Raw genomic sequence first — 23,671 nt, forward strand, 5'->3', positions numbered from 1 at the left:
GAGGTGTTTCGGGATCACCTCAGTCAGATAAGCCTTTCGAATGGTGTTCCCCTCTATAATAAACTCTCCAGAATGCTCATAGAGTTTCGTCTGTCTTCCCTTTGAGAAATCGGTGAATAGCAGGTCATGATACTTTGGTTGGATAGGAATAACGAATTTTTTTACCAAAGTTCCATCGTAAAAGCTTGGGTAGTATATCTGTGATATCGTGGCCGGCAAAAGAGCGGATACATCATGTCCGCGGGCGCAGAGGTGTTTCACGTAAATGTCTTCTATTTTGTTTTCACGCTGGAGACCGCCTGCTTTATAGAAACCATATTCTGAAATGAGATCGACGAGGCGATCCTCTTCAGATTGAGTGAAGTGAGTGAGATAGATCTCGGTGATGCTGTTTTTTAGTGCAATGTCTATCGAGACTTTCAAGAGCAATTCACCAATCTTATATCCCACATGTTCAACTTTCATCGTTGCAATTTTCAATCGCTTCTTTTTTGCGAAGGGTGGAATCGATGGAATAGGCTCATCCTCAATCTTATAAATGAGGATAGCCCCTATGCTTCCATCGGTTCGACTATATACGTAACATTCTCTCCCCTCCTGAGCCTTATCTATGAACCATTCATCGAATCCAGGGTAATCTACTCGCAACGAGTCGAAGATTGGATCCCGTGGATTCAGATTGTACATACTATCTTTGACAAGTGCAGGAGGTGTGGGAATGCTCTCTCTCGAGGGGAGGTACCTGTTGAAATCATAGAGTGCTTCAGAAATGAGGAACACGCGCTCTTCAATCCCTACTGTGTGTGCCTTCTTGTGGATTTCCCTATCTTCAGTGATGAAAAATTCAACTGCGTTTCTATATACAGCGTATAGGAGAGCATTATCGACAGCATCATGTGAATTTTTTGCAGGCCCGAGTTTCTCACAAAATAGTGAGGTTGTCCCAAAACATGCTACCGGGAGGGGGAGACCCAATCGCAGCTTCGCGGTGCTCGTGCACCCGGTGGAACGGCGGGTGCACCTCCCCGGATCCCTCCCCAAGTGACGATATGCTTTCTACCTGCGGAAAATAGCAGGAGCACCTCGAGGTGCTCCTCCCAATGGAAAGCCGTTTCACCATCCCTGCCCTGGATATAGTTCAGATTGTAGAAATTTTGAGTGTAAGTGCTCTGATCAGAGTGTACCGAAGGTTCAGAGATCTTTTTAGGACGACCTCATCGTAAAAACAACTCAATCGGTGCTGATCATGGCAAATGCTCCCTTCGCATCGTTCTCCCCATCTCCCGCCTTTACACCGGATCTTCGACTCACTTTCCGCTGGTCCCTGCGTATCTGCCGCCGCATGTACCATTCCACCGCCACGCTCAAAAGAATGAATAAATGTTACGACGTTTTTCCGATAATGAACCCGGATTTTCCGTGTTTAGAGGGGCAATCCAGGTGTTCTTCGTTTTACCCGGGACGGTGGAGATCTTGCTGATATATCCCAGGGTATGAGCAGGGCCGGGGTAAAATCGGGCGGTCGCGCTTTTTTCTAACAACCTTCATCTCTTCCGAAATCCCACTGATGTGTCACAGAGAAAACAAAACCCGGGGACAGAGGGGTCCGGGAGCACATTATGCATCACCACAAAAACATCGTCCTCATCGGCATGCCCGGTGCAGGGAAGAGCACCGTGGGAGTCGTCCTTGCAAAATCCCTCGGGATGCAGTTCATCGATACGGACATCCTGATACAGGAACGGACCGGGAGGATGCTCCAGGAGATCCTTGACGAGGGCGGGTCCGATGCGTTCAAGCGGATCGAAGAAGAGACGATCCTCTCCTTTCATTCCCCCCGTGCAGTGATCGCGACGGGCGGCAGCGTGGTGTACAGCGGGGATGCGATGGCACACCTCAAGTCGAGAGGGGTGGTTGTCTACCTGAAGATCTCGTACGAGGAGATGGAGGCGAGACTCAAGAACATCACGACCCGTGGGATCCTCCTCCTTCCGGGCCAGAGTCTCCGCGGGATGTACGACCAGCGCGTCCCGCTGTACGAGAGGTATGCCGATCTCACCGTCGCGTGTTCGGGTGAAGATTTTGAGTCCGTGGTCGGGAACGTGATCGAAGCGTTGTGATGAGTTCGGATGGGGCGGGCAGGGGGAGATCGATCCCTGTAAGTCGTTGTATCGCCGGGAAATCAACTATAAATCCCCTGAATTGACAGATCAGGGTATGAAACTGCGTGTAGTGCTTGAGCCAAGCGCGGACGGGCGGTATACCGTCTATGTACCGGGCCTTCCCGGCTGTATCAGCGAAGGCGACACGAAGGAAGAAGCATTGGAAAATATCAGGGAAGCGATCGATCTGTACCTCGAAACCGTTGAGGATGATCTCGTTTTTAACGAAAAAGCCGAGCAGATTGAGATTGCAGTATGAACAAAGTACCCGTCCTGAACGATGACAGAATCGTTGCGGCACTCCAAAGAGACGGATGGGTTGTGGTCCGCCAGCGGGGCAGGTCATATCCGCCTGTAAAAGCGCCTGCCGGATAAAAGACTGAAACTGACGATGTCCATGCCTAAACCGGTCAAACACTCAACCCTGTCGCGCATTCTGAAGCAGGCCGATATAACCGTCGAAGAACTAAACAATTTACTGTAATCATCGTGCTGTTGCCGACTGTTCAGCCCCTGTCCCAAACGTTTCATGTACTGCAAGCGTCATGACGGTTGCATGAATGTCATGGCAGGAGAAACGGGGAACTTGACACGTGATAGAGAAGAGAGAAAATACGAGCGTAAGCGGAAGAGATGTACGTTTACGCACTCAGAGCGGGCACACGAATTTCTGAAGAATCCGACCGTCAAGGCATCTCGATTCGTAGATTCGCTTATAATTAATGTTAAAATAAGATTCAACCTTGTTGTTGCGACCATTTCGCAAAAAACGAATGGGCTCGTCGAGATTCGAACTCGAGACCTCCGCCGTGTGAAGAAGACGTCATAACTAGCCCCGTTTCATATTTAGACGCAGGAAATCGGTTAGAAAAATTTTCAAGAACCTCGCGCGGGCAGGGGGCTGTGAATAATGGTGGGTTAACTGAAGCATCAGGTTTCAAGACTTTTAACGAGTTCTATGAGTCTCAGAGGGACGGGTTTGTAAAATGGTTGGAGAGCCGTGTTACCGCCGGGGACCTCTCGGATAGATCCATGAAGGACTACCTCTCGGCCGTCGACCGATACCTCGTAAAGGAAGCAGAGGACGACATCACCAAGCCTCTTGATTTCAGGGATATGGGCGGCGACAAACAGACGAGAGGCATCAAGAACTTCTTTAATTATCTCGAAGATATTGAAATTGAAAATCCGTTAGAGTATCCTCTTGAGAAGTGGAGGAAGAACGTTAAGATCCGGAAGTCCGGAGTGGTGGAGATTTACCCCTCGAATGAGGAGAGCATCGAGGCTTATAGTTCCTGCCCGCAAGAGTTCAAGACCTTCTTTAAGGCCCTTGTATATACCGGGAACAGGTTCTCACAATTATATGCTGCTCTGCAGAACTTCAATCCCGAGGAGGTAACGATCATCGGAGATGTGGCGCACATCCCCTCTGCTAGCCTCTCCCACGGGACAAAGAGATCGTATCGTCTCTTCTTCCCGGCTGCCTTCATCCCCGAACTCTCAAGGATCACTCTTCTGTCAGAGGATCTCACGAAGAAAGGGATCCTGCACGACCGGGTATCGGCAAAGACGATCAGGAAGTGGAGCCTTAACTTCTTCGTCGAGAACGAGGTTTCGGAATCGATAGCCGATTTCGTGCAGGGTCGCGCCCGGTGACGGTCGGGTCTGCGCATTACCTGAACAAGATCAAGCAGTCTGTAACTGCATATCAGAAAGAGTCGGCTTCTTCCCGATCTCACCGACTGCCGGGGAGACGATCCCCCTTCCGGAGGGTCCGGGTAGAAGTAAGGGATGGGAGAACCTGATCGCCGGGAAGAACAAGAAGCCGATGGATGAGAAAGAGTTAGATCGGCTGCTCCGGGCCAGAATGTCCCATGCTCAGATAATCGAGAAATTACCCGGTGCAAACAAGGCGAAGATAGCAGCATATGTCAAAGAGCACCCCGAACTGAAGAGAAAGTAACTCTCCCCTCTTTTCCGGGCAGGATGAATCCCCCTGCCTTCCGGGGATCGGCCACTATACGCAATCCTCGTGGACGTTTCCCGGCTGATTTCCGCAGAGATGAGTGAATGCTACCCGGAAATAGTGGCCCCTGCGCCCCCTACCAAAAGTATATCCCTTTGGATGGCAGACACCATGTGTATGCAGACAATAGAAGTATCCGATACGATTTATCAAGAAATCATCTCGCGTAGAAAGGGGAGGGAATCAATAAGCAAGATCCTTGAGCGTGAGTTGAAACCCGTCAAAAAATGTGCGGCAGCTGATGAGTTGGAGAGGTTAAGAAGACAGCCGGGATCCGATATATCGGTTGTTGAAAAAAGACTGGCTTCTAAAAAATTAGCACTTAACAGGATTTAATCCAATTGTGATACTTTTTTTCAGTCATAATCTTTAGAACTGCTGCATACCTGTTCGGCCCGGTCCCTTCAATAACATAAATCACAACGTGGTCATGCGGAACATGCAAGCGCCAGAATCCCCTACAATTTCCTTTCAACTCGTGTTTATTGCAGGAATTTATATTCACTAACAGATATTCCCCAAGACATTTTTTGATTTTATCAATAATACTCTCCTCAATGGAGAGGTTCTTTTCAAGATACCTCTCCACGTCTCGTTTTATCTCAATTTTTGCCATAGTATCTTCTCTAGAATATCTTTACTCCCCTGATTCCATAGAACTCCATCGGTTTTGCGTTCGGGAAAACGCCCTTGTTATCCCACGCTGATGCACGATTAGACATAAGCCAGGAAAGCGGGAAGCCCAACCCGCAGTGAAAACGCCGGGAGAGCATTGTTTCAGGATCTGCAAGTTCCGTTGCAGTAATACCATATTCATCACAGTTTTTAGGCGAGATGATCATGTGATGTGGGCTTGTTTCTAGGGGTTCAAGTTCCGGGTATGCCGCGTGCTCGATGTACAGGTCCGCAGAGACATTCACCACGTCTGGCTTCAACAAGTCGGTGGCCTGCTGCCACCGACCAATACCGGCCGTCGGGGCCCACTCATCCGTATTGTTGAGGTGTGATAATCCCTAATCCGTCCCGATTAACACCGAAATCGGCCGAGTTTTCCAGATCGAATTCAACCCCGTTGATCTTCAGTTTCCCGGTCCACAACGGCGGATAACTGGCTGTCTCGGTGGTATTCCCGCCGAAGAACCCCAGTAACGGGTATGCAAATCCCACCGGGTAGGCATAGCAGAGATGATCTGGAGGATTACAGGGGATTCCGTTAACCGTGGACCCGATGCAATTCGGGTAGAGCATCAAAAAATCCCCGATCCATCCGCATCCTTTCTCTACGTCTCTGGCACAACAGGCCCGACAGACCATCCCCGTTCCGTCGCCTCGCCAGGGGAAATATCGCTTAATTTTGTCTGCTATGGGTTCATCCGGTCGACGTACGCGTACCTGTTGAGACTCGGGGGGACAGTATCAAACCCGGCGAACGGGTCCTTCGAAATAAACCGTCCGGTTTCCGGATCATAATACCGTGCCCGGAGGTAGAGCAACCCGGTCTCAGCATCCATCTGTTCCCCGGTGAACAGGAAATTGTTATCCACCTGACCGGTTATCAGATCCGGCTCGCCAAAGGCATCGTACGAATACGTGGTAACGGTGGTTCCGCTACCGTCGCTCAGACCGCGTACGCTTCCCAGTCCGTCGTAGTGGTAATAGATCTGTCCTCCGAGAGGATCTGTCGTGGAGATACGCTGCAGGCCATACAGGGAGCGAGCGGTACCCTGTCCATCCGTTTCGGTGAGAACCTGCGGCAGGCCATTATTGACATCCCATACGTACTGGGTACCCTCCGTGGTAGTACCGCTGGTGACGGATTTGCTGAGACGGTTGCCGTCGCCGTCATATGCAAATTCAACTGAGGTACCTCCCGGCAATGATACGCCGGCCAGTCTGCCGGCAGCATCGTACCCGTACGACGTTGTCCCGTCGGGTCCATTCATGCCAATCCGGTTGCCGTTGTTGTCGTAGATGTAGGTGGTCCCGCCTGCGCTCAGCAACCGGTCGCCGGCATCGTAACTGTAGGCAATTGTCGAGCTCGTGTTCCCGGCATTCGTGGCCATACTCAGGCGATTTCCCATGGGATCGTACGTGTAGGTCACCGTGGCACTAGCGGGGTACGTCACCGTGTGCAGGCGGTTAAGGAGATCGTACCCGTATGTGGTAGTCAGGGAGGAACTGTTCAACCCGGTTTCCGTGACCTGCAGGCGATTCCCGACGGCATCCAGCGTATACGCGTACCCGGAGACGACACCATCTCCACCCATAGTGACCAGGTTGATCAACCTGTTAGCGTCATCATACGTGTATCCCGTCTCTCTCCCGTTGGGATACGTCATGTTCACCAGGTTACTGTTCGCATCGTAACCATAGCGGGTCACGTCGGTCCAGTCGGTCACGCCACTCAGCCGGTTAACGCTGTCATAGGCGTACGAGACCGTCCCGCCATCATACGTCATCTGGATCCGGTTGCCGACAGGGTCATAGCTGTATCCCACAAGCTGACCGCCGGAACGGGTAACGCCTGTCAGCCGGTTGAGCCTGTCATATGCGTAACTCGTCGTCCCGGAACCGTCGGTCATCGCCAGCCGATTACCGACAGCGTCATAGGTATAACTCACCGTGGTCAGGTCGTGGTACGATATTCCGGTGAGCCGGTTCAACGAATCATACGTGAGACTGGTCGTGTCCCCGTTATTGTCCGTGGAACTGATCGTATTGCCGGCTGCATCGTAGCTGTAACTCGCGATATGTCCAAGGGGATCGGTAACGGTGGCCAGGCGGTTCACGGGATCATACACGTACTGCGTGGTGTGGCCGTTCGCGTCGGTCATGGAAACGAGGTTATCCACCGTGTCATAGGCGTAACTCACCGCCCCGCCCAGGGGATCGGTGACTCCCGTGAGCTGGTTGAGGGGATCATAGGTGTAATTTGTCGTGCTCCCCATGGCATCGGTAGAGCTGATCCGGTTCCCGACACCGTCATAGCTGTTGGTCGTGCTATGGCCTAATGGATCGGTAATACTGAGGAGCCGATCGAGTGCATCGTAACTGAATGAACTGGTCTTGCCCCTGGCATCGGTTGCACCAACCTGGCGGCCGGCAAGATCATAGGAGAATGTTGCTGTATTACCAGCGGCATCGGTGATGTCGATCGGATTGCCATAGGTGTCATAGGTATGGGTGGTACCATGCCCGTTGGCATTCTGGGTATGTGTCACCTGCCCGTACTGGTCATACGTAAACGTTGTAACATATCCCAGCGCATTGGTGACCTGGACGGGATTGCTGTTTGCGTCGTAGTCGAATGTTGCCTGGCGTCCCAGTGCATCCGTGCTGCTCAGGAGGTTATTCTTTGAATCGTAGGTCTGGGTGGAGCTGTGACCCGATGCATCGGTAACCTGGATGATGTTCCCGTTCGCATCATAGGAGCATAGAGTGGTATGGCCGTTCGCATCGGTTGCGCTGATCCTGTTTCCGTTCCCGTCATACGTGTACGAGATGGAATGGCCCAGTGCATCCGTCTCGTTGATCTCCCAGAAGCGGTCGTTATGGGTGTACTGGGTACTCCTGCCTAACGGGTCGGTTTCGGTCGTTATCCGGTTGTTTGTATCGTAACTGAAATTGGTTACCGCGCCAAGGGCATTGCTCTGGCTGATAACGCGCCCGTCTCCATCATACGTATTGGTCACGGACTGGATTCCCCTGGAATTTGTTATTGAGGTCAGCCAGTGGTTCTCATCGTACGTATAGTCGAATTCTCCGCCAATAGGATCGGTGTATTGAACCAGGTTACCTTCTGCATCATAGGTATAGCTCAGGATCCTGCCTGTGGGGTCGGTGACTGAAACGATTCGTCCTGCTGCATCATAGGCGAAGGTCAGTTCCCTCCCGGAGGGATCCGTCGCCTGAGTAAGATTATTGCCGGTATAGGTCAGGTTTATTGTATTGCCGTTGGTATCCGCGATAGTAATCAGTTGACCTGTCGGGGTAAAGAGATACGTTATGTGATCTTTCCTTTCAAGCATGTAGGAACCATCTGCATTCCTGGTCAATATATCGAAGATTCCCGGGGGTGGAAAATAGGTGCCGTTGGAACGAACACTATATCGATCCGTGCGACCGTCTTCCCTGATCACCAGTACATCTTCACTGCCGTTGATTCCTGCCAGTCTCACGTTGTAATTAAATGTCCAGCCGGAACCGAAAGACCCGTTCATGGGATTAAGAGAATTGTAAGACGGGTAATTGCCAGGGGCAGTCCGCGCCCCGGAATAAAGAGATCCTGATACTGGTAAACGTAATTCCCGGTTGCGAGATTTACTGGGTCAAAGGAAAAAGGGACATATGGGTTGGATCCTGGAGTGCCTAAAGTGCTCATAAGATGCAGGGAATAGGTGAGATTCCCTAATATTGGTAATATTGGCAATATTGGCCCAGGAGTAGGAGTCGGCTGCACCGGATCCCGCATCTTATCAAGCCAAGCCCACCAAGTAGCATTACCAATAATAAAATCTCGATGCATACTTTCGACAGGCACAGGGAGCCCCCAATAATCATCGTAGAATACCGTCTGATAGAAACGATAAATCCCAGGAGGATCGTCGCCATGGATATAATCTCCCCAGCCATAATACGAACCGCCCCCAACGGAATTCGATACGATGGTATCACCCCAAGAATCATGATCATTAGAATCAACAACTCCTCCAGGACCATACGACAGGAAAAAATCCAGCCAGGCCAGAGCCTCGACGGAATGAGCAGCAAGAGTCCCAGGATCTACCCCATAAAAATCAACCAACATAGACGTGAACGCATCGTACGGATATGACCCAGAGGCAGACGTGTTGGACCACAAAACCCAAGAACGATAAACAGACTGCTGATCCAAAGCCGGATACCCCCCCTCGTCATACGTCGGAAATGCTGGACTCCAGACAGGTTCCCCATCAATAGAACAATTGGTCTCAATAGCAACAGAACCGAGAGGAGGAACAACATACGCCCGGAAATGCCACGAAACATCCGCAGTAGCCGGAACCACCAACAAACATGAGATCAGTAATATAATAACAACCGAATATCGAACATTCATAGAACCACCTCAAAACGATGATAAATACGCCTACAATGAGCATAGGAGGCATCGCTTTCAACATCAAAAACAGGCTTCATACCATCAACCGTTTCCACAGACCTAACAAGTTTTTGACCGCAAATAGGACAAACAAGCACGGAATCAATAACTTTCCTAATAACCGGAGATCCCGAATCAGTACGCTTAATTTTTAGACGACGCGACGAGCACAGACCGAAGCGACGATACAAATGTTTAGCCTTAACAGGCCCAAACTCCAAAGCAGCATGAGACAACAAATAAGCCACAGTGCGAGTCACTTCATCCAAAATCCGGCCATCAGTCCCAATTCGTATCTCCAGAGACCGATCCTTATGATTACGATATACCCACCCCCCCGACTCACAGTGAAAGTATCGTCTTACGGAGGAGGGGCCGGGAGGGGGTGTCCCCCTCCCGGTAAAGATATGTTGGGATGTGCTCATTATGTAATTCCTCCAATTTTTTGCTGTTCGGGCACGCGAATCCGAACGGGGCTGCCTATACTGGCATTATGGTGCGTGATAACCGTCTGGGGGCTGATAGTCGCCTCCGGTGTGTGGTGCCGTGGGTGCCCAAATAACAATTTTTTTTGTTATATATAAAATTAATTTAATTTTACGATCCGTGAAGCTGTCGCCTCACGACCAGTGGCGTAAAAATGTCGCTCCGCGACATGACTATCGCTCATCCGGAACGGATGGCCCAGCCTCCCTTTACAGCGAGATCATCCCATAATTAGCTGGACCCTCATGGTGCATGCCGGGTGATCAGGCTGAAGAATGAGGACTCAGAACATTCATACCCGGGAGAATCATCTTGAACGCCTCAATCCAGCGGGAGTAACCGTTCAACGGGCATTGCCCATCTTGCGGAGTTCCGGATCAAATCAAAACGGCCGGTACGAGAACTCGCAGCCCAGGAACATCACTCCGGACGCCGGGGTGACGGCGTCCTCCGTTTCAAAATCAACGCATTACCGAGTATCACTCTGAGTTCAAAGAGGTACGGAGTGTACCATGGTTGATTTCCTTTTAACAGAATTGACGCCCTCCTCTTCATATGAGAGAAAGGTGCGCTCTGTTGAAACGCTTCTGACAACCCCCTAGATATTGCTCGGCTGTCGATGAAGGTAAGTGGTATGGCCCCCAATAAGAGGTTTTCAACAGAGCCGAAATACACCTTCAAATACGCGCACGTCACCTAGAGGGGAAAGCGCACCGTTGCCGGGATGCTCAGGCTTGGGGTGTCGCGTCGGCAGGTCGTCGAAAAAATTCTGCGTTGTACGGCATTCCGAAAGAGCGTGTGGAAGGAGCAGTGGCCGCGGTCCCGGCCTGACTACTTCGCCCCCGCCCAAAACTATATCTTTCCAGATACAGACATCATCCTGTATGCCGACGAAGACGGTAGTTGAGCGGAAGAAGGCAGCAACCCCGAAGACTAAAAGGTCTCTTACCCCGGCTGAGCGGGCTGAACGGAAGGCAGGCCTCGCTAGGTTAGAGGCAGATATGGAAGAGGCCAGAAAGAGCGGATTCTCTCCTCTAGCCGAAGTGGAAAAGAGATTAGGGTTATAAATCGATACGACCATACAACTGGTGCGCCTCTTCAAAGGTCGTAATCAGGTGAACTTCAACAACTGTTTTTTCCTTCGTTTTCTCTACCACGTAGAAGACAGTATATGCCCTCTGAACATGTAATCGATGGGTCCTTTTCGTACCTTTGATTTTCTTCATGTTGCATGAGGTGTTCCGGTCGAGGAGATGTTCCCCCAGGCAGAACTTAATTGTCATGATGATTAATGCCTTATACGCCTCATTCTTACCCTTAAGCCCCTCTAGATACTTCTCTGCCTTTCCCGCCACCAGGATCTCGTATTTCGTCATGCGCCCCCCTCAGACCTCGACGCCTCGCGCACGCAGTGCAGCAATCACGCCCTGTTCTGCCGATTCTGACATGGGGATACGCTCTTCCCTCGCGAGGAGGTAGACATTCTCACGGATGTAGATGGAAGTCTGCTGAAAGACCTCTCCCTTTGCATTGATTCGCTTCATAGTCAGTACATGGCGAGTGTTGCCACTTAAGGAGGGGGTTCCCCCACCGGCCAGGGAACCCGCCCTTTATCATGGTCTAAGCAGAGTCTTTGGTATACCGAAAGTGCAGCTACATGCAGCTGCATGTAGCTACAGGAGAAAAGAAACATGGAAAAAGGAGAAAGGCAAAAACCAAGCAAAATTCACAGGATTAGAAAATTGTTGAGGATTACGATCGACCCTGAGAACTACGAGTATCTGAAAGAAAGCAGCATAAATGCATCCCGATTGCTTGACAAAGCGATATTTGAACTCCGAAAGATAACGTCCCACAATCTGGTCTTAATTTCGCAAAACAAGGAAGAATTATGGGCTCGCTGCGATTCGAACGCAGGACCTCCGCCGTGTGAAGGCGACGTCATAACCAGCTAGACCACGAGCCCCATGCATCGACCGGGAATTGAACCCGGGCTATTGGCTTGGAAGGCCAAAGTCATACCACTAGACCATCGATGCAATGCACGATCCGCCTACATATGTTGACCGTGCAGAATATTAAAAATATTGGGTCGGAGAGAACCCGGGCCCGGGTTCAGTACCCCCGCTGCTGTGCCTGCAGTTCCTCGAGGGCAGCCACACGCTTCTCAAGCGGCGGGTGTGTGGAGAAGAGTTCCATCAGGGTATTTCCCGAGAGCGCCGGGATGATGAAGAAGGCGTTTGCGCCCTCCACTTCCTGCTTCTTCTCTGCGGGGATGTAATCCATCCGCCCACTGATCTTCGTGAGCGCCGATATCAGTGCGCCGGGGTTGCCCGTCAGGACGGCGCTGCCCCGGTCCGCGGCAAACTCCCGGTAGCGGGAGAGAGCACGGGTGAGCAGGGTGCTCACCAGCCAGACGATGATCGAGACGACGTAGATCAGGATCAGCGCCCCCATGTTGTTGTTATCACGGTTATTGAAGAGCCCGATGAAGAGCCAGTTGCGCATGATCAGGAAGGCCAGCATCGAGATGAAACTCGCCATCGTCATGGTCAGCATATCCCGGTTCTTCACGTGCGACATCTCGTGGGCGAGCACCGCCTCCAGTTCTTCGGGCTTAAGCGCCCGCATAATGGAGTCGGTGACCGCCACGACGGCGTGACTCGGGCTTCTCCCGGTCGCAAACGCGTTCGGTACCGGGGAGGGCGTGATCCCGACCTGCGGCTTGGGAACACCTGCAGCGGCGGCGAGACGCTCAATCATCCGGTGCAGCTCCGGGTACTCGTCCTCTCCCACAATCCGGGTGCCGGTGCTCCAGAGCACCAGTTTATCGGAGAAGAAATACTGGAGGAACGCCATTCCGGCGGCTACCAGCAGGAGGAATTCAAAGGGGAACCCCAGGGCAGCAAGGACGCCCAGGAAGATCAGGTAGACTATGAGGAGCAGGAACGACGTCAGAAGCATCCTCATCGTGAGACCGAAGTCGCGCGTCCACTTCATGGCAGAGATCTGTTTGACCGGAGAGGTCTTAAGGTATACGGCGATTTCCCATGGTGTTCCCGCCCGGACCAGACCTGGGTGCATCCCGCGCCGGAAGCAAGTCTCCTTATGCCCCTAGAGCGATAGATAAGAACCGAATGACATTGAACGAAGTGACGATCAGCAGAGCCATTCTCGAAGAGCAGCACCGCGCGCTCGTCGACTATCTCGAAACGGACGTCGCCGTCATCGGCGGGGGCCCCTCGGGGCTCGCCTGCGCCGCGCTCCTCGGCGAGAGAGGGGTCTCGTGTGCGCTCATCGAGAAGAAACTCAGTATCGGCGGCGGCATGTGGGGCGGCGGCATGATGTTCCCCCGGATCGTCGTCCAGGAAGAGGCACGCCGGCTCCTCGACCGGTTCGGGGTCACTTACCGGGAGTTCGAGCCTGGTTATTACGTCGCAAAATCGGTCGAAACGGTTGCCAAACTCATCGCGGCAGCCTGCGACGCCGGCGTCGAATTCTTCAACCTCACCACCGTCGAAGACGTCATGGTCCGTGGCGACGGCAGGGTCGGCGGCCTCGTCGTCAACTGGACGCCGGTCGGCATGGCCGGACTCCACGTCGACCCGCTCACCGTTGCCTGCACCTGCACCGTCGACGCGACCGGCCACGATGCCATGATTGCCCGGATGATCGAACGCAAAGGCGGCAATCTTCAGGTGAAGGGCGAGAGTTTCATGTGGGCCGAGCGCGCCGAGTCCCGGGTCATTGAACACACAAAAGAAATCTTCCCCGGTCTCTTCGTCACCGGGATGGCGGCAAACGCCGTTGCCGGCGAATGTCGCATGGGCCCGATCTTCGGGGGGATGCTGCTCTCCGGGGAGCGGGCTGCACACCTCGTCGCAGAGAAACTGGGGAGGTAACACTTCAGAACCATTTTTACTGTTCCGGCGGTTACCAATAGGTATGGAAGAGATCGATCCGGAGTCCCTGGCGGAGATTGCGTACGGGATCTTTGAGATCTACTTCAACCGCGAACTCCACGCCAGGGGCCCGTACCTCTTCGAACTCGTCGAACAGGAGATAGATTTCGAATCCGACGTCCGTGAAATTTTCGGGCGATTCAGGGACGATTATCCGGTGCTTGCCGAAGCGCTTCTTCTGCGGTTCGGCGGGATCGAGGCAATATATGCGCCGATCCGGGCCGGAGAGGGCGTTATCCCCTCAAAGACAACCCGTATGTACTGGATCGTCCAGGATGCTCCCGGTCCTCTCGCAAGAGGCCTCGACGACGACCAGGTGGGCAAATGGCTTATCTTCATCCCTGCAGGCAAGGCGGACGAGGCGTGGAGGAAGGTCCGGGACGGGACGGTGAATGGGCTGCTCGGGATATCGGCGAAAGTCAGCACCGCCAAGCCCAACCCCGACTCGCGCGACGAGCGGTCGGTCATCTATGTCTACACACGGGACTGGGCGGACGAGGCGGATGTGATGCGGGTCCGTGAGCGGCTCCGGGACCTCGGGTTCCTGGAGCGGATCGGCTACAAGCGCAACATCGAGACCTACAGGGGCGAGTACAGCGAAGAGGGTAAAAAAGTCACATATTACAGCGCCTGAAAGGTGAACCGGTCCTCCCTTCCTCCCTAACGCATTAAAAAAAGAGTATCCCGGTCCCGCCGCGTCCGGGGAGTACGGCGCACAACCACTATAGCGGCGTTACGCCTTCCGTTCCTTGGACTTGGGTCGGAGTTCTTCAGAGCCGCACTTGCGGCAGCGGGTGGCGCGGATTGCGTTCCGGGCGTTGCATTTCATACAGACCTTTACGTTGAGCAGACGCGCTTCAGCTTCGGGAAATCTTGCCATGTTGAAAACACCACTTGTCAGATGGGTACTATTCGTTCTTGGTCCTATTAACAGTTCTGTCGTCAGGAGTGTCGTCTCCGCGCTCCCGCTCGACCCATACCCGGAACGCCTCGAGCGCCCGCGCCCGGTGAGAGAGCCGGCTCTTCTCGGCAAGCGGCATCTCGGCAAGCGTCCGCCCGCCGTAAGCGAAGATCGGGTCGTAGCCGAACCCCCCCTCTCCCCGGGGAGCAACGATCGTCCCGGGGAGAATACCCCGGAATATTCGGATGCCGTCCTCCCGGGCAAACGCAATTGCCGTCTCGAAGCGGGCGTTCCGGTTCTCCACACCGTCCATGAGGTTCAGGACCCCCGCATTCCCGATGGTGTCCTGCACGTAGGCGGCGCATGGACCCGGGAACCCCTCGAGTGCGTCGATGAAAAGGCCGGTATCATCGACGATCAACGGACGAGCGAGCGTGCGATAGGCAAATTCCGCCTTGCCTCGAGCGATCTCCCCGACATCGGCATGGCGGATCTCCGGACATTCCAGCGCGACGTGCTCGACCTCCAGCAGCCCCCCGAAGTAGGCGGCCACCTCCCGCGCCTTGTTGGCGTTGCTTGTCACCACCGCGAGCCTCACAGGTACCGCCCCCGCAACTCAACTTCGTGCTCGCGGGGGAGGACCTCGCCCGCCCCCGAGAATGTCCCTGCATACCCCTCGACGAAAGCCCGCTTCAACTCCCCGGCGTTCTCCGTGGTGCTCTCGAGCGTCTGAAAGAAGACGCGGAGATCGACCCCTCGGTCCTCGACCTCCGAGGACGTAGATGCAAGCCCGAAGTCAATCAGGACGCACCGGCCGTCGCGGACGATCATGTTGCTCGTCGTCAGGTCGCCATGGACGATCCCCGCCTCGTGCAGCCTCCCGACCGTCTCGCCCGCGAGGCGGATCGTCTCCGGCGTCGTGACGTACTTCAGTACATCGCCCCGAACCCGTTCCATGACAATCGTATCCTTTGTGATATCCCGGATCACCGGAGTGGGGACACCCGCGCGCCGGGCATGCGCGATCAGGCGGGCCTCGGCCCGGGTTCGCTCCATGATCAACCGCCGGTCGAGCGCCGGGTTCCGGTAGCGTTTGCTCGTCCGGCGCTTGACTACCTCCTCATTCCGGACTTCCACGACCGCTTCGGCGCCCCTGGCGACGCCTCCTTCATGCGGCCCGACGGCGAAGACCTCGCCGGGCTCTTCCTCGCGCCAGGTGACCTCCACCTCGTCCGCCCGATAGCCAGGCCGGATCTGCGAATCCCGGAGGGGAAGCGTCGCACCGTGCTCCAGCATGACCTTCCCCGTGTAGGCGATCATCGCACCGTTGTCCCCGAGGAACGTCCGCTCCGGGACGGCGAACGTCGCGCCCCGCTCTTCGCACATGATCCGCAGCATCTCTTGCAGCCGCGCGTTTGCACCGACACCGCCGACGAGCAGAACCTCGTCCTTGCCGGCATGCGCGAGCGCCCGCTCCGTCACCTCGACACACATGGCGAACGCAGTCTCCTGCAGGCTGAAGCAGACATCCTCGAGCGGTGCCGTGCTCTCCTGGGCGGCACTGACGAGCCCGGAGAAGGCAAGGTCCATCCCCTTCACCGTATACGGGAGCTCGATGTAACTGCCCTGCCGCGCAAAACGCTCGATGATCGGGCCGCCCGGGTGCTGGAGGTCATGGCTCCGCGCGAACTTATCGAGGGCGTTCCCGAGCCCGATATCCAGCGTCTCCCCGAATATCCGGTACCGCCCGTTCAGGTAGCCGAGCACCTGGGTGTTCGCGCCGCTTGCATAGAGGACGATGGGGTCGCGAAATCCGGTTGCCCATCTCCCGATCTCAACGTGCGCCACACAGTGGTTGACGCCGACGAGAGGCACGCCGAGGGCTATCGAAAGGGCACGGGCGGCGGTCGCCACCGTTCGGAGAGAGGGACCGAGGCCGGGGCCCTGGGAGAAAGCGACCGCCCGGACCCGCTCCGGTTCCGTGAGCACCCGGGAGACGACCTCCTTCATCATCGAGGCATGGTGCTGCGCGGCCTCCCGGGGGTGGATTCCCCCTTTCGGCGGGACGTAGGGCGATGAGTGGAGGGCAATCAGATCGTCCCCGAAGAGGGCGGCGCTGAGGTTCCACGCCGTCCCCTCAAGCCCCAGCACCAGCCCGTCACAAGACTTTGAATCTGGCATAAAACAGGTGTTGCTCCGTTACGAAAAGATTGATCGCGGCCGAAATCTGCAGACGGAAGAGCAGGTGAAGTGCGGCCGCAAACGTTATTCAGGTATCGGGAAGGTAGGAACCTACTTCCGGAACTCAGTATAGCCGCACTTGCCGCAGGCAACCCGGTCCTTGTGCTCGGCCATCAGGACGCCGGGGCCGCACCGGGGGCAGTGCCGTTTCTGCAGGACTACCGTGTCGCCCTTGACTTCGTAGTACTCGTATCTCTTGACCTTGGTCGATTCCTGTTTCTTGGCCGCCATTTGCGTTTACGCCTCCTCGCTCTCAGGTTTGGGCTCGCCGCGCTTGAGGAGATACGCCCGCTCGGTCGAGTTCTTGCTCTCCTCGTCGTCGTAGATCCGGGCACGACCGCATAGTTCCATTACTCCGTACCGGGTCCTCTCCAGGTCCAGTACGAGAAGGTTCTCATCCGTATTCAGCATCGCGGCGAGTTTCTCCCGGATACTCTTCCGCGAGGGTGTCGAACCGTCAAAGGTGAGGGTAAACGACAACTCCCTCCGGTTCAACAGCTCATTCTTCTGGTCACGGGTAATTTCGAAGTCCATCAATATCCCTAAACTATTGTTGGCGGATTTATTTATACTCTGGGATGGTGCGCCGGTGTGGATTTTGCCGGGCGCCTCACTCGCGTACGAAAACGTTCAGCATGGACCCGGCTTCCTGTTTTGCCAGCGCATCGACGAGCCGGAGGACGACCCCCTCGCCCGGCTGACCGTAGAGGACGGCCGTCCCGATCGGCGCGGCGAGGACAAGCGGGATGACCGCAAGGTCTTCCTCGCCGTCGACGAAGATCACCCCGGGTGGATTCTGGACCGCCGTATCGATCGCGTCGACAAGTTCGTCGGTGATTGTTCCGGGGGGGTTCTTCGCCGCCAGCCTCCTCGCCCGGAGCAGGGGTGAACGGTTGCAGGGCGAGCGCATCGTGTAGCCGTCGATGATGGCGATATCCGGGATGATGCCGGCACCGAGGAGATTGTGGGTCACCACATCCCCGACGGCGTAGACCGCCCGGTCCCGTATTTGGGGGAGAAGTTCGCCGATGTTCGGGTAAAGCGTCCCGAAAGGCTTTTTAAAAAGATCCCGGTGCGCTTCGGGAAGCCTGAGCATCAACGAACCTTCAGTGCATACCGGCCGGGCAGGGTGATGTTCATCTTCTTTGCTATATCCGAATGCTCGGGATCGATGATCACGACGTAGCCCGCCCAGTCTTCGCTCAGGTTCATCGTGCCGCAGACGACGCAGGACTCTCCTTCGACAACCCGGTGACATTCGCGGCAGACTTTGACAACCTTCTTACGGACAACCATCTTATGCCGCTCCCTTCTCCTTCTCGTCCTCGAACTCCTCTTCCAGCCAGGTCGTGGTTCCAAGTCCCGACTGCCGCATGGTAAGCCCGATCTTGCTCTCCCGGGGCTCGCGCTCGTTCAGCGAGAGTGCAACGACCCGGGCCCGGACCCCGTCGCCGACGGCAACGGACCGTTTCGAGTCCTGGCAGACCAACCGGCCGTTCTTTTCATCGTAGTTGATATATTCGTCCGAGATCTGACTCACGTGAAGCATGGCGTCGATGGGGCCGAGGCTGACGAACGCACCGAAACTCGTCGTCTCCACCACCTCGCCCTCGATCACTTCCTGAAGCGAGAGGCGGAGCACCGCTCCCTCAAACCTGACATCGTAGTAGACGGCCCCGTCTCCGGGGATCAATTCCCCTTCGCCGATGTTGAGAATCTTCGTGATCGCGATAAATATGCCGATCTCCTTTGCGATGCTGCCTTCCAGCTGTTCCTGTAGTACACTGAGGATGACCTTCTCCAGGTCTTCCCCGAGGCGGTTGGGCGGAACCCGCACCTTGTCCTCCAGTGTCATCTTATAATACATTTTTCCTCACCTATCCCCTTAACAGTTCCAGAGTTCTTGCTCTTCGCATTGAGACAACGTCAACTCCCTCCCGAAGGAGAGCATTCCGGAGTTCCCGGTCGTTCGTCACCACGGTGCACCCTTCCCGTCGGGCGTACTCGATCACCCGGTCGTCCACGCGGTCGGCGGAACTCCCGCTTGGCACGACCGTTGAGCGCCGGGCCATCGCAAGGCCCACACGGGCGGCAGTCGCATCCCGGCCGCGGCCCCGGGAGAGTCCCGAGAGCTCCCCGACCACCTCTTCGAGCGTGACCGGCTCAAAGTCCCCAAAAAGGGCCTGAAGTTCGTCGTAGAGGTCAATCCCGAACTGGACCGGCATCAACAGGGCGTTCGTGTCGAGGAGAACCTTCACTCGACGAGAATCCCCATGCCGATCAGCCGCCATCGCCCGCCGACCTGCCTGCTGATAGCAATTCGGGCACCGACCTCCGCACAGACCGCCCGCTTCAGCTGGACCTCCACCTGGTTCTTCTTCGTGTTCGTGATCACGCCGACGGTGACGGCGGTACCGACCGAGAGCATCAACGGCTCTTTATGCTTTAAAGGCTCGATGATCTGCTCGCTATCCGCACCGACCACCCGGTCCATGAGCGTGACGTCGAACTTCAATCGATCCCAGACCGGCGGCAGTTTCCCCATGAGCCCGGCCACCTGTCCGGCAAGCGCGTCGCTCTTCGTCAGCGCAGGATCGAGTTTCGTCCCGACGCCGAGGAGGCCCCCGGGCCCGGCCTCGGTCACCCGGGTCTGGCCGGCGTTGATGGAGGTTACTTTTGTCTCGATCGGTTCCCATTTCGTCCGGTTCTCGACCTGTACCTGCCGGCCGGGCCGGATCTCGATATCGTCTCCTTCATGCAGGACGCCCCGAACAAGGGAGCCTCCGATGACGCCGCCTTTCACATCGCGCCAGTTGCAGCCGGGTTTGTTGATATCAAACGATCGTGCGATGAGCAACAGCGGGTCGACGTCCGGGTTGCGTTCTGGCTCCGGGATGACGGCATCAAGGGTCTGGATCAGGGCGCCGATATTGATCCCTTTCTGCGCGGAGACCGGGATGATGGGCGCGTTCTCGGCGATGGTACCCTTAATGAACCGCTTGATCTGCTTATAGTGTTCAAGCGCCTCGGCCTGGGTGACCACATCAATCTTGTTCTGGACGATGACGATCTTTTTGATGCCGATCAGTTCGAGCGCCATCAGGTGTTCTTTGGTCTGAGGCTGTGGACAGACCTCATTTGCGGCGATAACGAGCATCGCCCCGTCCATCAGCGCTGAGCCGGAGAGCATGGTCGCCATCAGCGTCTCGTGGCCGGGAGCGTCGACGAACGAGACCGTTCGGAACGGGACAGCCTTTCCTCCGCAGTTCGGGCATTCGGGATGGGCGGTATAGGCCTCCGCCCCCTCGCACTCCTCGCATCTATAAAATGTCGCATCCGCGTAGCCGAGCCGGATGGAGATGCCGCGCTTGATCTCCTCACTGTGCCTGTCCGTCCAGGTACCGGTCAGCGCGCTGACCAGGGTGGTCTTGCCGTGATCGACATGACCTACGAGCCCAATATTGACACCGGGAATGAGTGCATCTCGCAAAAGTTTTCGAACCTCCTTATCCAATATATAGTGACACTACTTATACATAATCGGTAGAGATTAGTTCTTTCTCCTATTGTTTCTGGAGGACAGGGAACGGACCCGGGCCGGGAACCCCCGGGTACTGTCTTTTGACGACATACGAAGTGTGAAGAATAGCCCTGGATGTTAGCGAAAATTTATACCCAATGAAGAGCGATATAAAAATGATTGTTGTATGGCAGGCGATACTGAACTATCACGTATCGGGATCTCGCTACCCAAGAACCTTCTCGATAAATTCGACGAGATCCTGGACCTCCGGGGTTATTCCTCCCGTTCTGAAGGAATACGGGATTCTATACGGAATTACATCACGCATTATCAGTGGATCTCCGACGTAAAAGGGGAGCGTCAGGGCGTCATCACCATGGTCTACGACCACGACCAGCGGGGACTGCTCCAGACGCTCACCGAGATCCAGCATCAGCACGCCCATAACATCCAGGCCTCTCTTCACTCGCACGTGACCCACAACAAGTGCCTCGAAGTGATCCTGATCCGGGGAGACGGAACGGTCCTGAAGGATGTTACCGAGCAGTTGATGGCACAAAAAGGTGTTGAGGCGGTGAAACTCACCACCATACCGATCGAGGATTAACCGCCGCCCTCGCAGCTCTGGTCGGTCCCCTTCTCCCACACCTCTTCCAGCTGCTCTTTGAACTCCTTGTGCTCTTTGAGGTAATCATCCAGAGAACGCTCTTTTATTTCCGCATGCCCGGTCGTGCGGTCTGCGCCGACGAGTTCGTCCACCCGGTAATAGAGTCCGGTGCTGTCGAGCTCGGCGTACTTTGAGCCGTCGATCTCCTCGATCCGGACAACCTTTCCGGTCGTGCCGGTGCGGGGGTACCGGACGACTGCGCCCATTGCTACGTCATCCGTGCTCATACACGGGGTAGGTACACCTGCCAGACTATTAAGGTATCACCTCCAAGGATCTAAAATGCCAATCACGATTCACCCGGTAGAGAAGTTGTACTTTAACGGAATGCACCGTTCCCGGCCTCCCGGAGAGACCTGCGCCACCGTGGAGCCTATGATGAGGGAGATCGGCGTTACCGAGATCATCGATGCGACCTCTCTCGACCGTCTTGAGATCCCCGTTGTTACGGCGGTTCGTCCGGGAGCGGCCAGGGGCGGGGCGCGTACCCACACCGGGGCGGGGAAGGACCCGCTCCACGCCCGGGTCTCGGCTATGATGGGGGCGATCGAGCGGTACTCCGCAGAGTACCGGGGAGACCGGATGGAGTATGCGACCTACGAGGAGATCGGTCCGGGGCGGGCGGTACACCCCGAAGACCTGATCCTTTCGCGGGAGCACGAGCAGGGGGAGATGATCCACTGGATGCCCGCGTGGGATATTCTGAACGATGAGGAGGTCTACGTCCCTGGTAACGCCGTCTTCCACCCCTACGACTCGCTCGGCATGGCCGTACCGCTCTTCCGGAGCGACGCAAACGGGCTTGCGGCGGGAAACGTTACGGAGGAGGCGGTCCTCACCGCCCTCTTTGAAGTGATCGAGCGGGACGCACTCAGCGTTGCCGACCAAAAGCGCGACCTCGGCCGTCGCCTCACCATCGCGAGCGGTTGCGCCGCCCGCGAAGTCCTTGACCGGTTCGAGGAGAACGGGATCGAGATCCACCTCTGGCTGCTTTCCGGAAAGACCGGCATCCCTACGGTCGCCGCCGCTGCAGACGACACCGTCACCAGGGACCCGGCGATGATCATCGTCGGGTCGGGAACACACCTCTCCCCGGAGGTCGCAGCGCTCCGCGCCCTGACCGAGGTCGCCCGGAATCGGGTGAGTTACCTGCAGGGTGGCGCAGGCGATCCCCGCCGGGAGACGGTCATCCGGAGGGCGGGCTACGAGCGGCTGAAGCGGATCAACAGGATCTGGTTTGCCGGTGCGGATGCCGTCGATATTGCGGATGTTCCCGACGCGAGCACCGACCGGTTCGATCTCGATATCCGACAGGTGCTTGAGGCGGTCCGCCCTCACACGGACCGGGTCTGTGTCTGCGACCTCTCGCGGACCCCGGTGCCGGTGGTGCGGGTCGTCGTCCCCGGGTTTGAGATATCCTACATGGACCCGGACCGGCGGCGATCCGCCCAGGGTTGACGCGCTTCGGACGCGGCCCCCGCCGCTGATGGACCGTCGCACCCCCGGGCCATCGCACTTCGCGTGAGACTGCGTCATCCCTGACTTCCCACCGGCATCCGCAGTCGTGCTCGTCCGGCCCGGAGGGCCCCTCTCTCAATAGAACCGGACCTTTTTCAAGATATCCACGACCTTCTCCGTCCCCCGGTTGAGGGGCCGCTCCGCGGGGACCGGCCGCTCCCCCGAGAGTGCGCGAAATATCGCGGCGACAGCCGCTCCAAGAGACGGCCCGTAACCTCCTTCGAGCGTCAGCGCGAGCGGGAGTTCCGTACCGTCGATCAGCATCCCGGTAAGCATGCCGTAGTCTGCGGGCTCAAGGTTCATCCGGCCGTGTTCGTCGTCGGCGAGAGCATCCTGTCCGGCGGAGACGATCAGGACGTCCGGCCGGAACCGGACGATCGCCGGGATGAAGATCTCCGAGAAGACGTAACGGTAGTCGGCGATTGTAGACCCCGCCGCAAGCGGGGCGTTGAGGGTGTAACCGCGGCCGCCGCCGACACCGATCTCGTCCACCCACCCGGTCCCCGGGAAGGCATTCTCCTCGTGCACCGAGCAGTAGAGCACCCTGTTGCTTCCATAAAAGACTGTCTGGGTCCCGTTGCCGTGGTGCAGGTCCCAGTCGAGGATTGCCACGCGGTCGACCGACAGGAGTGCTTTCGCCGCCGCGACGGCGGCGTTGTTGAAGATGCAGAACCCCAGTGCCCGGTCCGGTTCGGCATGGTGCCCCGGGGGGCGGACCAGAGCGAACGAGTGTTCGCCGTCGAACGCCCGTTCCACTGCAGCAAAGGTCGATCCGGCGGCGTAGGACGCCGCTTCGAAGGAGTCGCAGGTGACGTAGGTGTTCGGGTCTAAAAAACAGGTCCCATGTGCGATCTCTCTCACCCACCGAACATACTGCGGTCGGTGGACCCGCTCCAGGTCCTCCTCCGTGGCCTGGACCGGGGGACGCCACCTCACGTTGCCGGGAACCCCGGAGAGGGCCGCCCGCAACCGGGCGCCCGACTCAGGGTGAGCCTCCATGTCGTGCCGGGTAAAGACATCGCCGTAGATGACTGACGACCGCATC

Annotated in this window: 28 protein-coding genes, 2 tRNA genes and 2 pseudogenes; 10 read left to right on the forward strand and 22 right to left on the reverse strand. The window is 56.3% G+C overall.

Annotated features, from left to right (window positions below):
• Positions 1 to 975: pseudogene (locus BRA42_RS08360) on the reverse strand (hypothetical protein); the annotation flags it as partial.
• Between the two features lie 644 nt (positions 976 to 1,619).
• Between BRA42_RS08360 and BRA42_RS08365 the strand changes: the two are divergent.
• The 5 genes from BRA42_RS08365 to BRA42_RS08385 all read left to right on the forward strand — a co-directional run bounded on the left by BRA42_RS08365 (position 1,620) and on the right by BRA42_RS08385 (position 4,524).
• Positions 1,620 to 2,120, forward strand: coding sequence for a shikimate kinase (locus BRA42_RS08365; RefSeq protein WP_342771030.1), 501 nt, complete (start codon positions 1,620 to 1,622; stop codon positions 2,118 to 2,120).
• Between the two features lie 97 nt (positions 2,121 to 2,217).
• Complete coding sequence (locus tag BRA42_RS08370) at positions 2,218 to 2,421, forward strand: type II toxin-antitoxin system HicB family antitoxin (RefSeq protein WP_342771029.1); 204 nt, start codon at positions 2,218 to 2,220, stop codon at positions 2,419 to 2,421.
• A gap of 644 nt (positions 2,422 to 3,065) precedes the next feature.
• Complete coding sequence (locus BRA42_RS08375) at positions 3,066 to 3,818, forward strand: integrase (protein ID WP_342771028.1); 753 nt, start codon at positions 3,066 to 3,068, stop codon at positions 3,816 to 3,818.
• Between the two features lie 172 nt (positions 3,819 to 3,990).
• On the forward strand, positions 3,991 to 4,125 hold the full coding sequence (locus BRA42_RS08380) for a hypothetical protein (protein WP_342771027.1): 135 nt from the start codon (positions 3,991 to 3,993) through the stop codon (positions 4,123 to 4,125).
• Between the two features lie 180 nt (positions 4,126 to 4,305).
• A complete protein-coding gene (locus BRA42_RS08385) occupies positions 4,306 to 4,524 on the forward strand; it encodes a hypothetical protein (RefSeq protein ID WP_342771026.1) in 219 nt (72 codons plus the stop codon).
• Here BRA42_RS08385 and BRA42_RS08390 read toward each other — a convergent pair.
• The 4 genes and pseudogenes from BRA42_RS08390 to BRA42_RS08405 form a co-directional block, all read right to left on the reverse strand.
• Positions 4,511 to 4,804 (reverse strand): type II toxin-antitoxin system mRNA interferase toxin, RelE/StbE family, encoded by a 294-nt coding sequence (locus tag BRA42_RS08390; protein WP_342771025.1) that lies wholly within the window; start codon positions 4,802 to 4,804, stop codon positions 4,511 to 4,513. The two genes, BRA42_RS08385 and BRA42_RS08390, sit on opposite strands and share 14 nt — an antisense overlap.
• 10 nt (positions 4,805 to 4,814) lie before the next feature.
• The gene (locus BRA42_RS08395) at positions 4,815 to 5,123 is read right to left on the reverse strand and encodes a hypothetical protein (RefSeq protein WP_342771024.1); all 309 of its coding nucleotides are present in this window, start codon (positions 5,121 to 5,123) and stop codon (positions 4,815 to 4,817) included.
• Between the two features lie 426 nt (positions 5,124 to 5,549).
• Complete coding sequence (locus BRA42_RS08400; protein ID WP_342771041.1) at positions 5,550 to 8,216, reverse strand: RHS repeat-associated core domain-containing protein; 2,667 nt, start codon at positions 8,214 to 8,216, stop codon at positions 5,550 to 5,552.
• A 138-nt stretch (positions 8,217 to 8,354) separates the two neighbouring features.
• A pseudogene (locus BRA42_RS08405) lies at positions 8,355 to 9,286 on the reverse strand (DUF6531 domain-containing protein); the annotation flags it as partial.
• A 1,412-nt stretch (positions 9,287 to 10,698) separates the two neighbouring features.
• Between BRA42_RS08405 and BRA42_RS08410 the strand changes: the two are divergent.
• On the forward strand, positions 10,699 to 10,881 hold the full coding sequence (locus BRA42_RS08410; RefSeq protein WP_342686031.1) for a hypothetical protein: 183 nt from the start codon (positions 10,699 to 10,701) through the stop codon (positions 10,879 to 10,881).
• Here BRA42_RS08410 and BRA42_RS08415 read toward each other — a convergent pair.
• The 5 genes from BRA42_RS08415 to htpX all read right to left on the reverse strand — a co-directional run bounded on the left by BRA42_RS08415 (position 10,876) and on the right by htpX (position 12,814).
• The gene (locus BRA42_RS08415; protein ID WP_342686032.1) at positions 10,876 to 11,190 is read right to left on the reverse strand and encodes a hypothetical protein; all 315 of its coding nucleotides are present in this window, start codon (positions 11,188 to 11,190) and stop codon (positions 10,876 to 10,878) included. The genes BRA42_RS08410 and BRA42_RS08415 overlap by 6 nt on opposite strands.
• 9 nt (positions 11,191 to 11,199) lie before the next feature.
• Positions 11,200 to 11,358, reverse strand: coding sequence for a hypothetical protein (locus tag BRA42_RS08420; protein WP_342686033.1), 159 nt, complete (start codon positions 11,356 to 11,358; stop codon positions 11,200 to 11,202).
• Positions 11,359 to 11,706: 348 nt separating this feature from the next.
• A tRNA-Val gene (locus BRA42_RS08425) sits at positions 11,707 to 11,780 on the reverse strand.
• A gap of 2 nt (positions 11,781 to 11,782) precedes the next feature.
• Positions 11,783 to 11,853, reverse strand: a tRNA-Gly gene (locus BRA42_RS08430).
• Between the two features lie 76 nt (positions 11,854 to 11,929).
• The gene (htpX, locus tag BRA42_RS08435) at positions 11,930 to 12,814 is read right to left on the reverse strand and encodes a zinc metalloprotease HtpX (protein WP_292405782.1); all 885 of its coding nucleotides are present in this window, start codon (positions 12,812 to 12,814) and stop codon (positions 11,930 to 11,932) included.
• Positions 12,815 to 12,951: 137 nt separating this feature from the next.
• Here htpX and BRA42_RS08440 point away from each other — a divergent pair, with 137 nt between their 5' ends.
• Together BRA42_RS08440 and BRA42_RS08445 are read left to right on the forward strand one after the other, a co-directional pair.
• Complete coding sequence (locus BRA42_RS08440; protein ID WP_292405785.1) at positions 12,952 to 13,716, forward strand: sulfide-dependent adenosine diphosphate thiazole synthase; 765 nt, start codon at positions 12,952 to 12,954, stop codon at positions 13,714 to 13,716.
• A gap of 43 nt (positions 13,717 to 13,759) precedes the next feature.
• Positions 13,760 to 14,410 carry a putative phosphothreonine lyase domain-containg protein gene (locus BRA42_RS08445; protein ID WP_342770452.1) on the forward strand — a complete coding sequence of 217 codons (651 nt, stop codon included), beginning with the start codon at positions 13,760 to 13,762 and terminating at the stop codon, positions 14,408 to 14,410.
• A gap of 99 nt (positions 14,411 to 14,509) precedes the next feature.
• On the opposite strand, the gene BRA42_RS08450 is transcribed toward BRA42_RS08445, so the two are convergent.
• From BRA42_RS08450 to BRA42_RS08495, 10 genes are all read right to left on the reverse strand, one after another.
• Entirely contained in the window at positions 14,510 to 14,656 is a 147-nt protein-coding gene (locus BRA42_RS08450; protein ID WP_248535191.1) for a 50S ribosomal protein L40e, read from the reverse strand.
• A 28-nt stretch (positions 14,657 to 14,684) separates the two neighbouring features.
• Positions 14,685 to 15,275, reverse strand: coding sequence for an RdgB/HAM1 family non-canonical purine NTP pyrophosphatase (gene rdgB, locus BRA42_RS08455; protein ID WP_292405794.1), 591 nt, complete (start codon positions 15,273 to 15,275; stop codon positions 14,685 to 14,687).
• Positions 15,272 to 16,858, reverse strand: a complete 1,587-nt coding sequence (locus BRA42_RS08460; RefSeq protein WP_342771023.1) for a bifunctional N(6)-L-threonylcarbamoyladenine synthase/serine/threonine protein kinase — start codon at positions 16,856 to 16,858, stop codon at positions 15,272 to 15,274. Before BRA42_RS08460 ends, rdgB begins: the two co-directional genes overlap by 4 nt.
• A gap of 111 nt (positions 16,859 to 16,969) precedes the next feature.
• Complete coding sequence (locus tag BRA42_RS08465) at positions 16,970 to 17,149, reverse strand: 30S ribosomal protein S27ae (protein WP_292405800.1); 180 nt, start codon at positions 17,147 to 17,149, stop codon at positions 16,970 to 16,972.
• 6 nt (positions 17,150 to 17,155) lie between these two features.
• Entirely contained in the window at positions 17,156 to 17,452 is a 297-nt protein-coding gene (locus BRA42_RS08470) for a 30S ribosomal protein S24e (protein WP_292405804.1), read from the reverse strand.
• A gap of 76 nt (positions 17,453 to 17,528) precedes the next feature.
• Positions 17,529 to 18,014, reverse strand: coding sequence for a GTP-dependent dephospho-CoA kinase family protein (locus BRA42_RS08475; RefSeq protein WP_292405807.1), 486 nt, complete (start codon positions 18,012 to 18,014; stop codon positions 17,529 to 17,531).
• A complete protein-coding gene (gene spt4 / locus BRA42_RS08480; protein WP_292405810.1) occupies positions 18,014 to 18,214 on the reverse strand; it encodes a transcription elongation factor subunit Spt4 in 201 nt (66 codons plus the stop codon). The genes BRA42_RS08475 and spt4 overlap by 1 nt, the downstream gene beginning before the upstream one ends.
• Position 18,215: 1 nt before the next feature.
• Positions 18,216 to 18,785 carry a DNA-directed RNA polymerase gene (locus tag BRA42_RS08485; RefSeq protein ID WP_292405813.1) on the reverse strand — a complete coding sequence of 190 codons (570 nt, stop codon included), beginning with the start codon at positions 18,783 to 18,785 and terminating at the stop codon, positions 18,216 to 18,218.
• Positions 18,786 to 18,795: 10 nt separating this feature from the next.
• Positions 18,796 to 19,176 (reverse strand): PIN domain-containing protein, encoded by a 381-nt coding sequence (locus BRA42_RS08490; RefSeq protein WP_292405816.1) that lies wholly within the window; start codon positions 19,174 to 19,176, stop codon positions 18,796 to 18,798.
• Positions 19,173 to 20,408 (reverse strand): translation initiation factor IF-2 subunit gamma, encoded by a 1,236-nt coding sequence (locus BRA42_RS08495; RefSeq protein ID WP_292405819.1) that lies wholly within the window; start codon positions 20,406 to 20,408, stop codon positions 19,173 to 19,175. The genes BRA42_RS08490 and BRA42_RS08495 overlap by 4 nt, the downstream gene beginning before the upstream one ends.
• 217 nt (positions 20,409 to 20,625) lie before the next feature.
• On the opposite strand from BRA42_RS08495, the gene nikR reads away from it, so the two are divergent.
• Complete coding sequence (gene nikR, locus BRA42_RS08500) at positions 20,626 to 21,048, forward strand: nickel-responsive transcriptional regulator NikR (RefSeq protein WP_292405822.1); 423 nt, start codon at positions 20,626 to 20,628, stop codon at positions 21,046 to 21,048.
• On the opposite strand, the gene BRA42_RS08505 is transcribed toward nikR, so the two are convergent.
• A complete protein-coding gene (locus BRA42_RS08505) occupies positions 21,045 to 21,335 on the reverse strand; it encodes a DUF2098 domain-containing protein (protein ID WP_292405825.1) in 291 nt (96 codons plus the stop codon). The genes nikR and BRA42_RS08505 overlap by 4 nt on opposite strands.
• A gap of 100 nt (positions 21,336 to 21,435) precedes the next feature.
• On the opposite strand from BRA42_RS08505, the gene BRA42_RS08510 reads away from it, so the two are divergent.
• Positions 21,436 to 22,566, forward strand: coding sequence for a YcaO-related McrA-glycine thioamidation protein (locus tag BRA42_RS08510; RefSeq protein WP_342772128.1), 1,131 nt, complete (start codon positions 21,436 to 21,438; stop codon positions 22,564 to 22,566).
• A 135-nt stretch (positions 22,567 to 22,701) separates the two neighbouring features.
• Here BRA42_RS08510 and BRA42_RS08515 read toward each other — a convergent pair whose 3' ends face one another.
• Positions 22,702 to 23,670: a histone deacetylase gene (locus tag BRA42_RS08515; protein WP_342771022.1), complete on the reverse strand. Its 969-nt coding sequence runs from the start codon at positions 23,668 to 23,670 to the stop codon at positions 22,702 to 22,704.
• Position 23,671: the final 1 nt, after the last annotated feature.

The sequence above is a fragment of the Methanoculleus sp. UBA374 genome, from assembly GCA_002508705.1.
Classification (GTDB): Archaea; Halobacteriota; Methanomicrobia; order Methanomicrobiales; family Methanoculleaceae; genus Methanoculleus; species Methanoculleus palmolei.

Coding starts and splice junctions, on each gene's coding strand:
- BRA42_RS08365 (WP_342771030.1), top strand. CDS start 1,620: ATGCATCACCACAAAAACATCGTCCTCATCGGCATGCCCGGTGCAGGG.
- BRA42_RS08370 (WP_342771029.1), top strand. CDS start 2,218: ATGAAACTGCGTGTAGTGCTTGAGCCAAGCGCGGACGGGCGGTATACC.
- BRA42_RS08380 (WP_342771027.1), top strand. CDS start 3,991: ATGGATGAGAAAGAGTTAGATCGGCTGCTCCGGGCCAGAATGTCCCAT.
- BRA42_RS08385 (WP_342771026.1), top strand. CDS start 4,306: ATGCAGACAATAGAAGTATCCGATACGATTTATCAAGAAATCATCTCG.
- BRA42_RS08390 (WP_342771025.1), bottom strand. CDS start 4,804: ATGGCAAAAATTGAGATAAAACGAGACGTGGAGAGGTATCTTGAAAAG.
- BRA42_RS08400 (WP_342771041.1), bottom strand. CDS start 8,216: ATGCTTGAAAGGAAAGATCACATAACGTATCTCTTTACCCCGACAGGT.
- BRA42_RS08410 (WP_342686031.1), top strand. CDS start 10,699: ATGCCGACGAAGACGGTAGTTGAGCGGAAGAAGGCAGCAACCCCGAAG.
- BRA42_RS08415 (WP_342686032.1), bottom strand. CDS start 11,190: ATGACGAAATACGAGATCCTGGTGGCGGGAAAGGCAGAGAAGTATCTA.
- BRA42_RS08420 (WP_342686033.1), bottom strand. CDS start 11,358: ATGAAGCGAATCAATGCAAAGGGAGAGGTCTTTCAGCAGACTTCCATC.
- htpX (WP_292405782.1), bottom strand. CDS start 12,814: ATGAAGTGGACGCGCGACTTCGGTCTCACGATGAGGATGCTTCTGACG.
- BRA42_RS08440 (WP_292405785.1), top strand. CDS start 12,952: ATGACATTGAACGAAGTGACGATCAGCAGAGCCATTCTCGAAGAGCAG.
- BRA42_RS08445 (WP_342770452.1), top strand. CDS start 13,760: ATGGAAGAGATCGATCCGGAGTCCCTGGCGGAGATTGCGTACGGGATC.
- BRA42_RS08450 (WP_248535191.1), bottom strand. CDS start 14,656: ATGGCAAGATTTCCCGAAGCTGAAGCGCGTCTGCTCAACGTAAAGGTC.
- BRA42_RS08460 (WP_342771023.1), bottom strand. CDS start 16,858: ATGCCAGATTCAAAGTCTTGTGACGGGCTGGTGCTGGGGCTTGAGGGG.
- BRA42_RS08465 (WP_292405800.1), bottom strand. CDS start 17,149: ATGGCGGCCAAGAAACAGGAATCGACCAAGGTCAAGAGATACGAGTAC.
- BRA42_RS08470 (WP_292405804.1), bottom strand. CDS start 17,452: ATGGACTTCGAAATTACCCGTGACCAGAAGAATGAGCTGTTGAACCGG.
- BRA42_RS08475 (WP_292405807.1), bottom strand. CDS start 18,014: ATGCTCAGGCTTCCCGAAGCGCACCGGGATCTTTTTAAAAAGCCTTTC.
- spt4 (WP_292405810.1), bottom strand. CDS start 18,214: ATGGTTGTCCGTAAGAAGGTTGTCAAAGTCTGCCGCGAATGTCACCGG.
- BRA42_RS08485 (WP_292405813.1), bottom strand. CDS start 18,785: ATGTATTATAAGATGACACTGGAGGACAAGGTGCGGGTTCCGCCCAAC.
- nikR (WP_292405822.1), top strand. CDS start 20,626: ATGGCAGGCGATACTGAACTATCACGTATCGGGATCTCGCTACCCAAG.
- BRA42_RS08505 (WP_292405825.1), bottom strand. CDS start 21,335: ATGAGCACGGATGACGTAGCAATGGGCGCAGTCGTCCGGTACCCCCGC.
- BRA42_RS08510 (WP_342772128.1), top strand. CDS start 21,436: ATGCACCGTTCCCGGCCTCCCGGAGAGACCTGCGCCACCGTGGAGCCT.
- BRA42_RS08515 (WP_342771022.1), bottom strand. CDS start 23,670: ATGCGGTCGTCAGTCATCTACGGCGATGTCTTTACCCGGCACGACATG.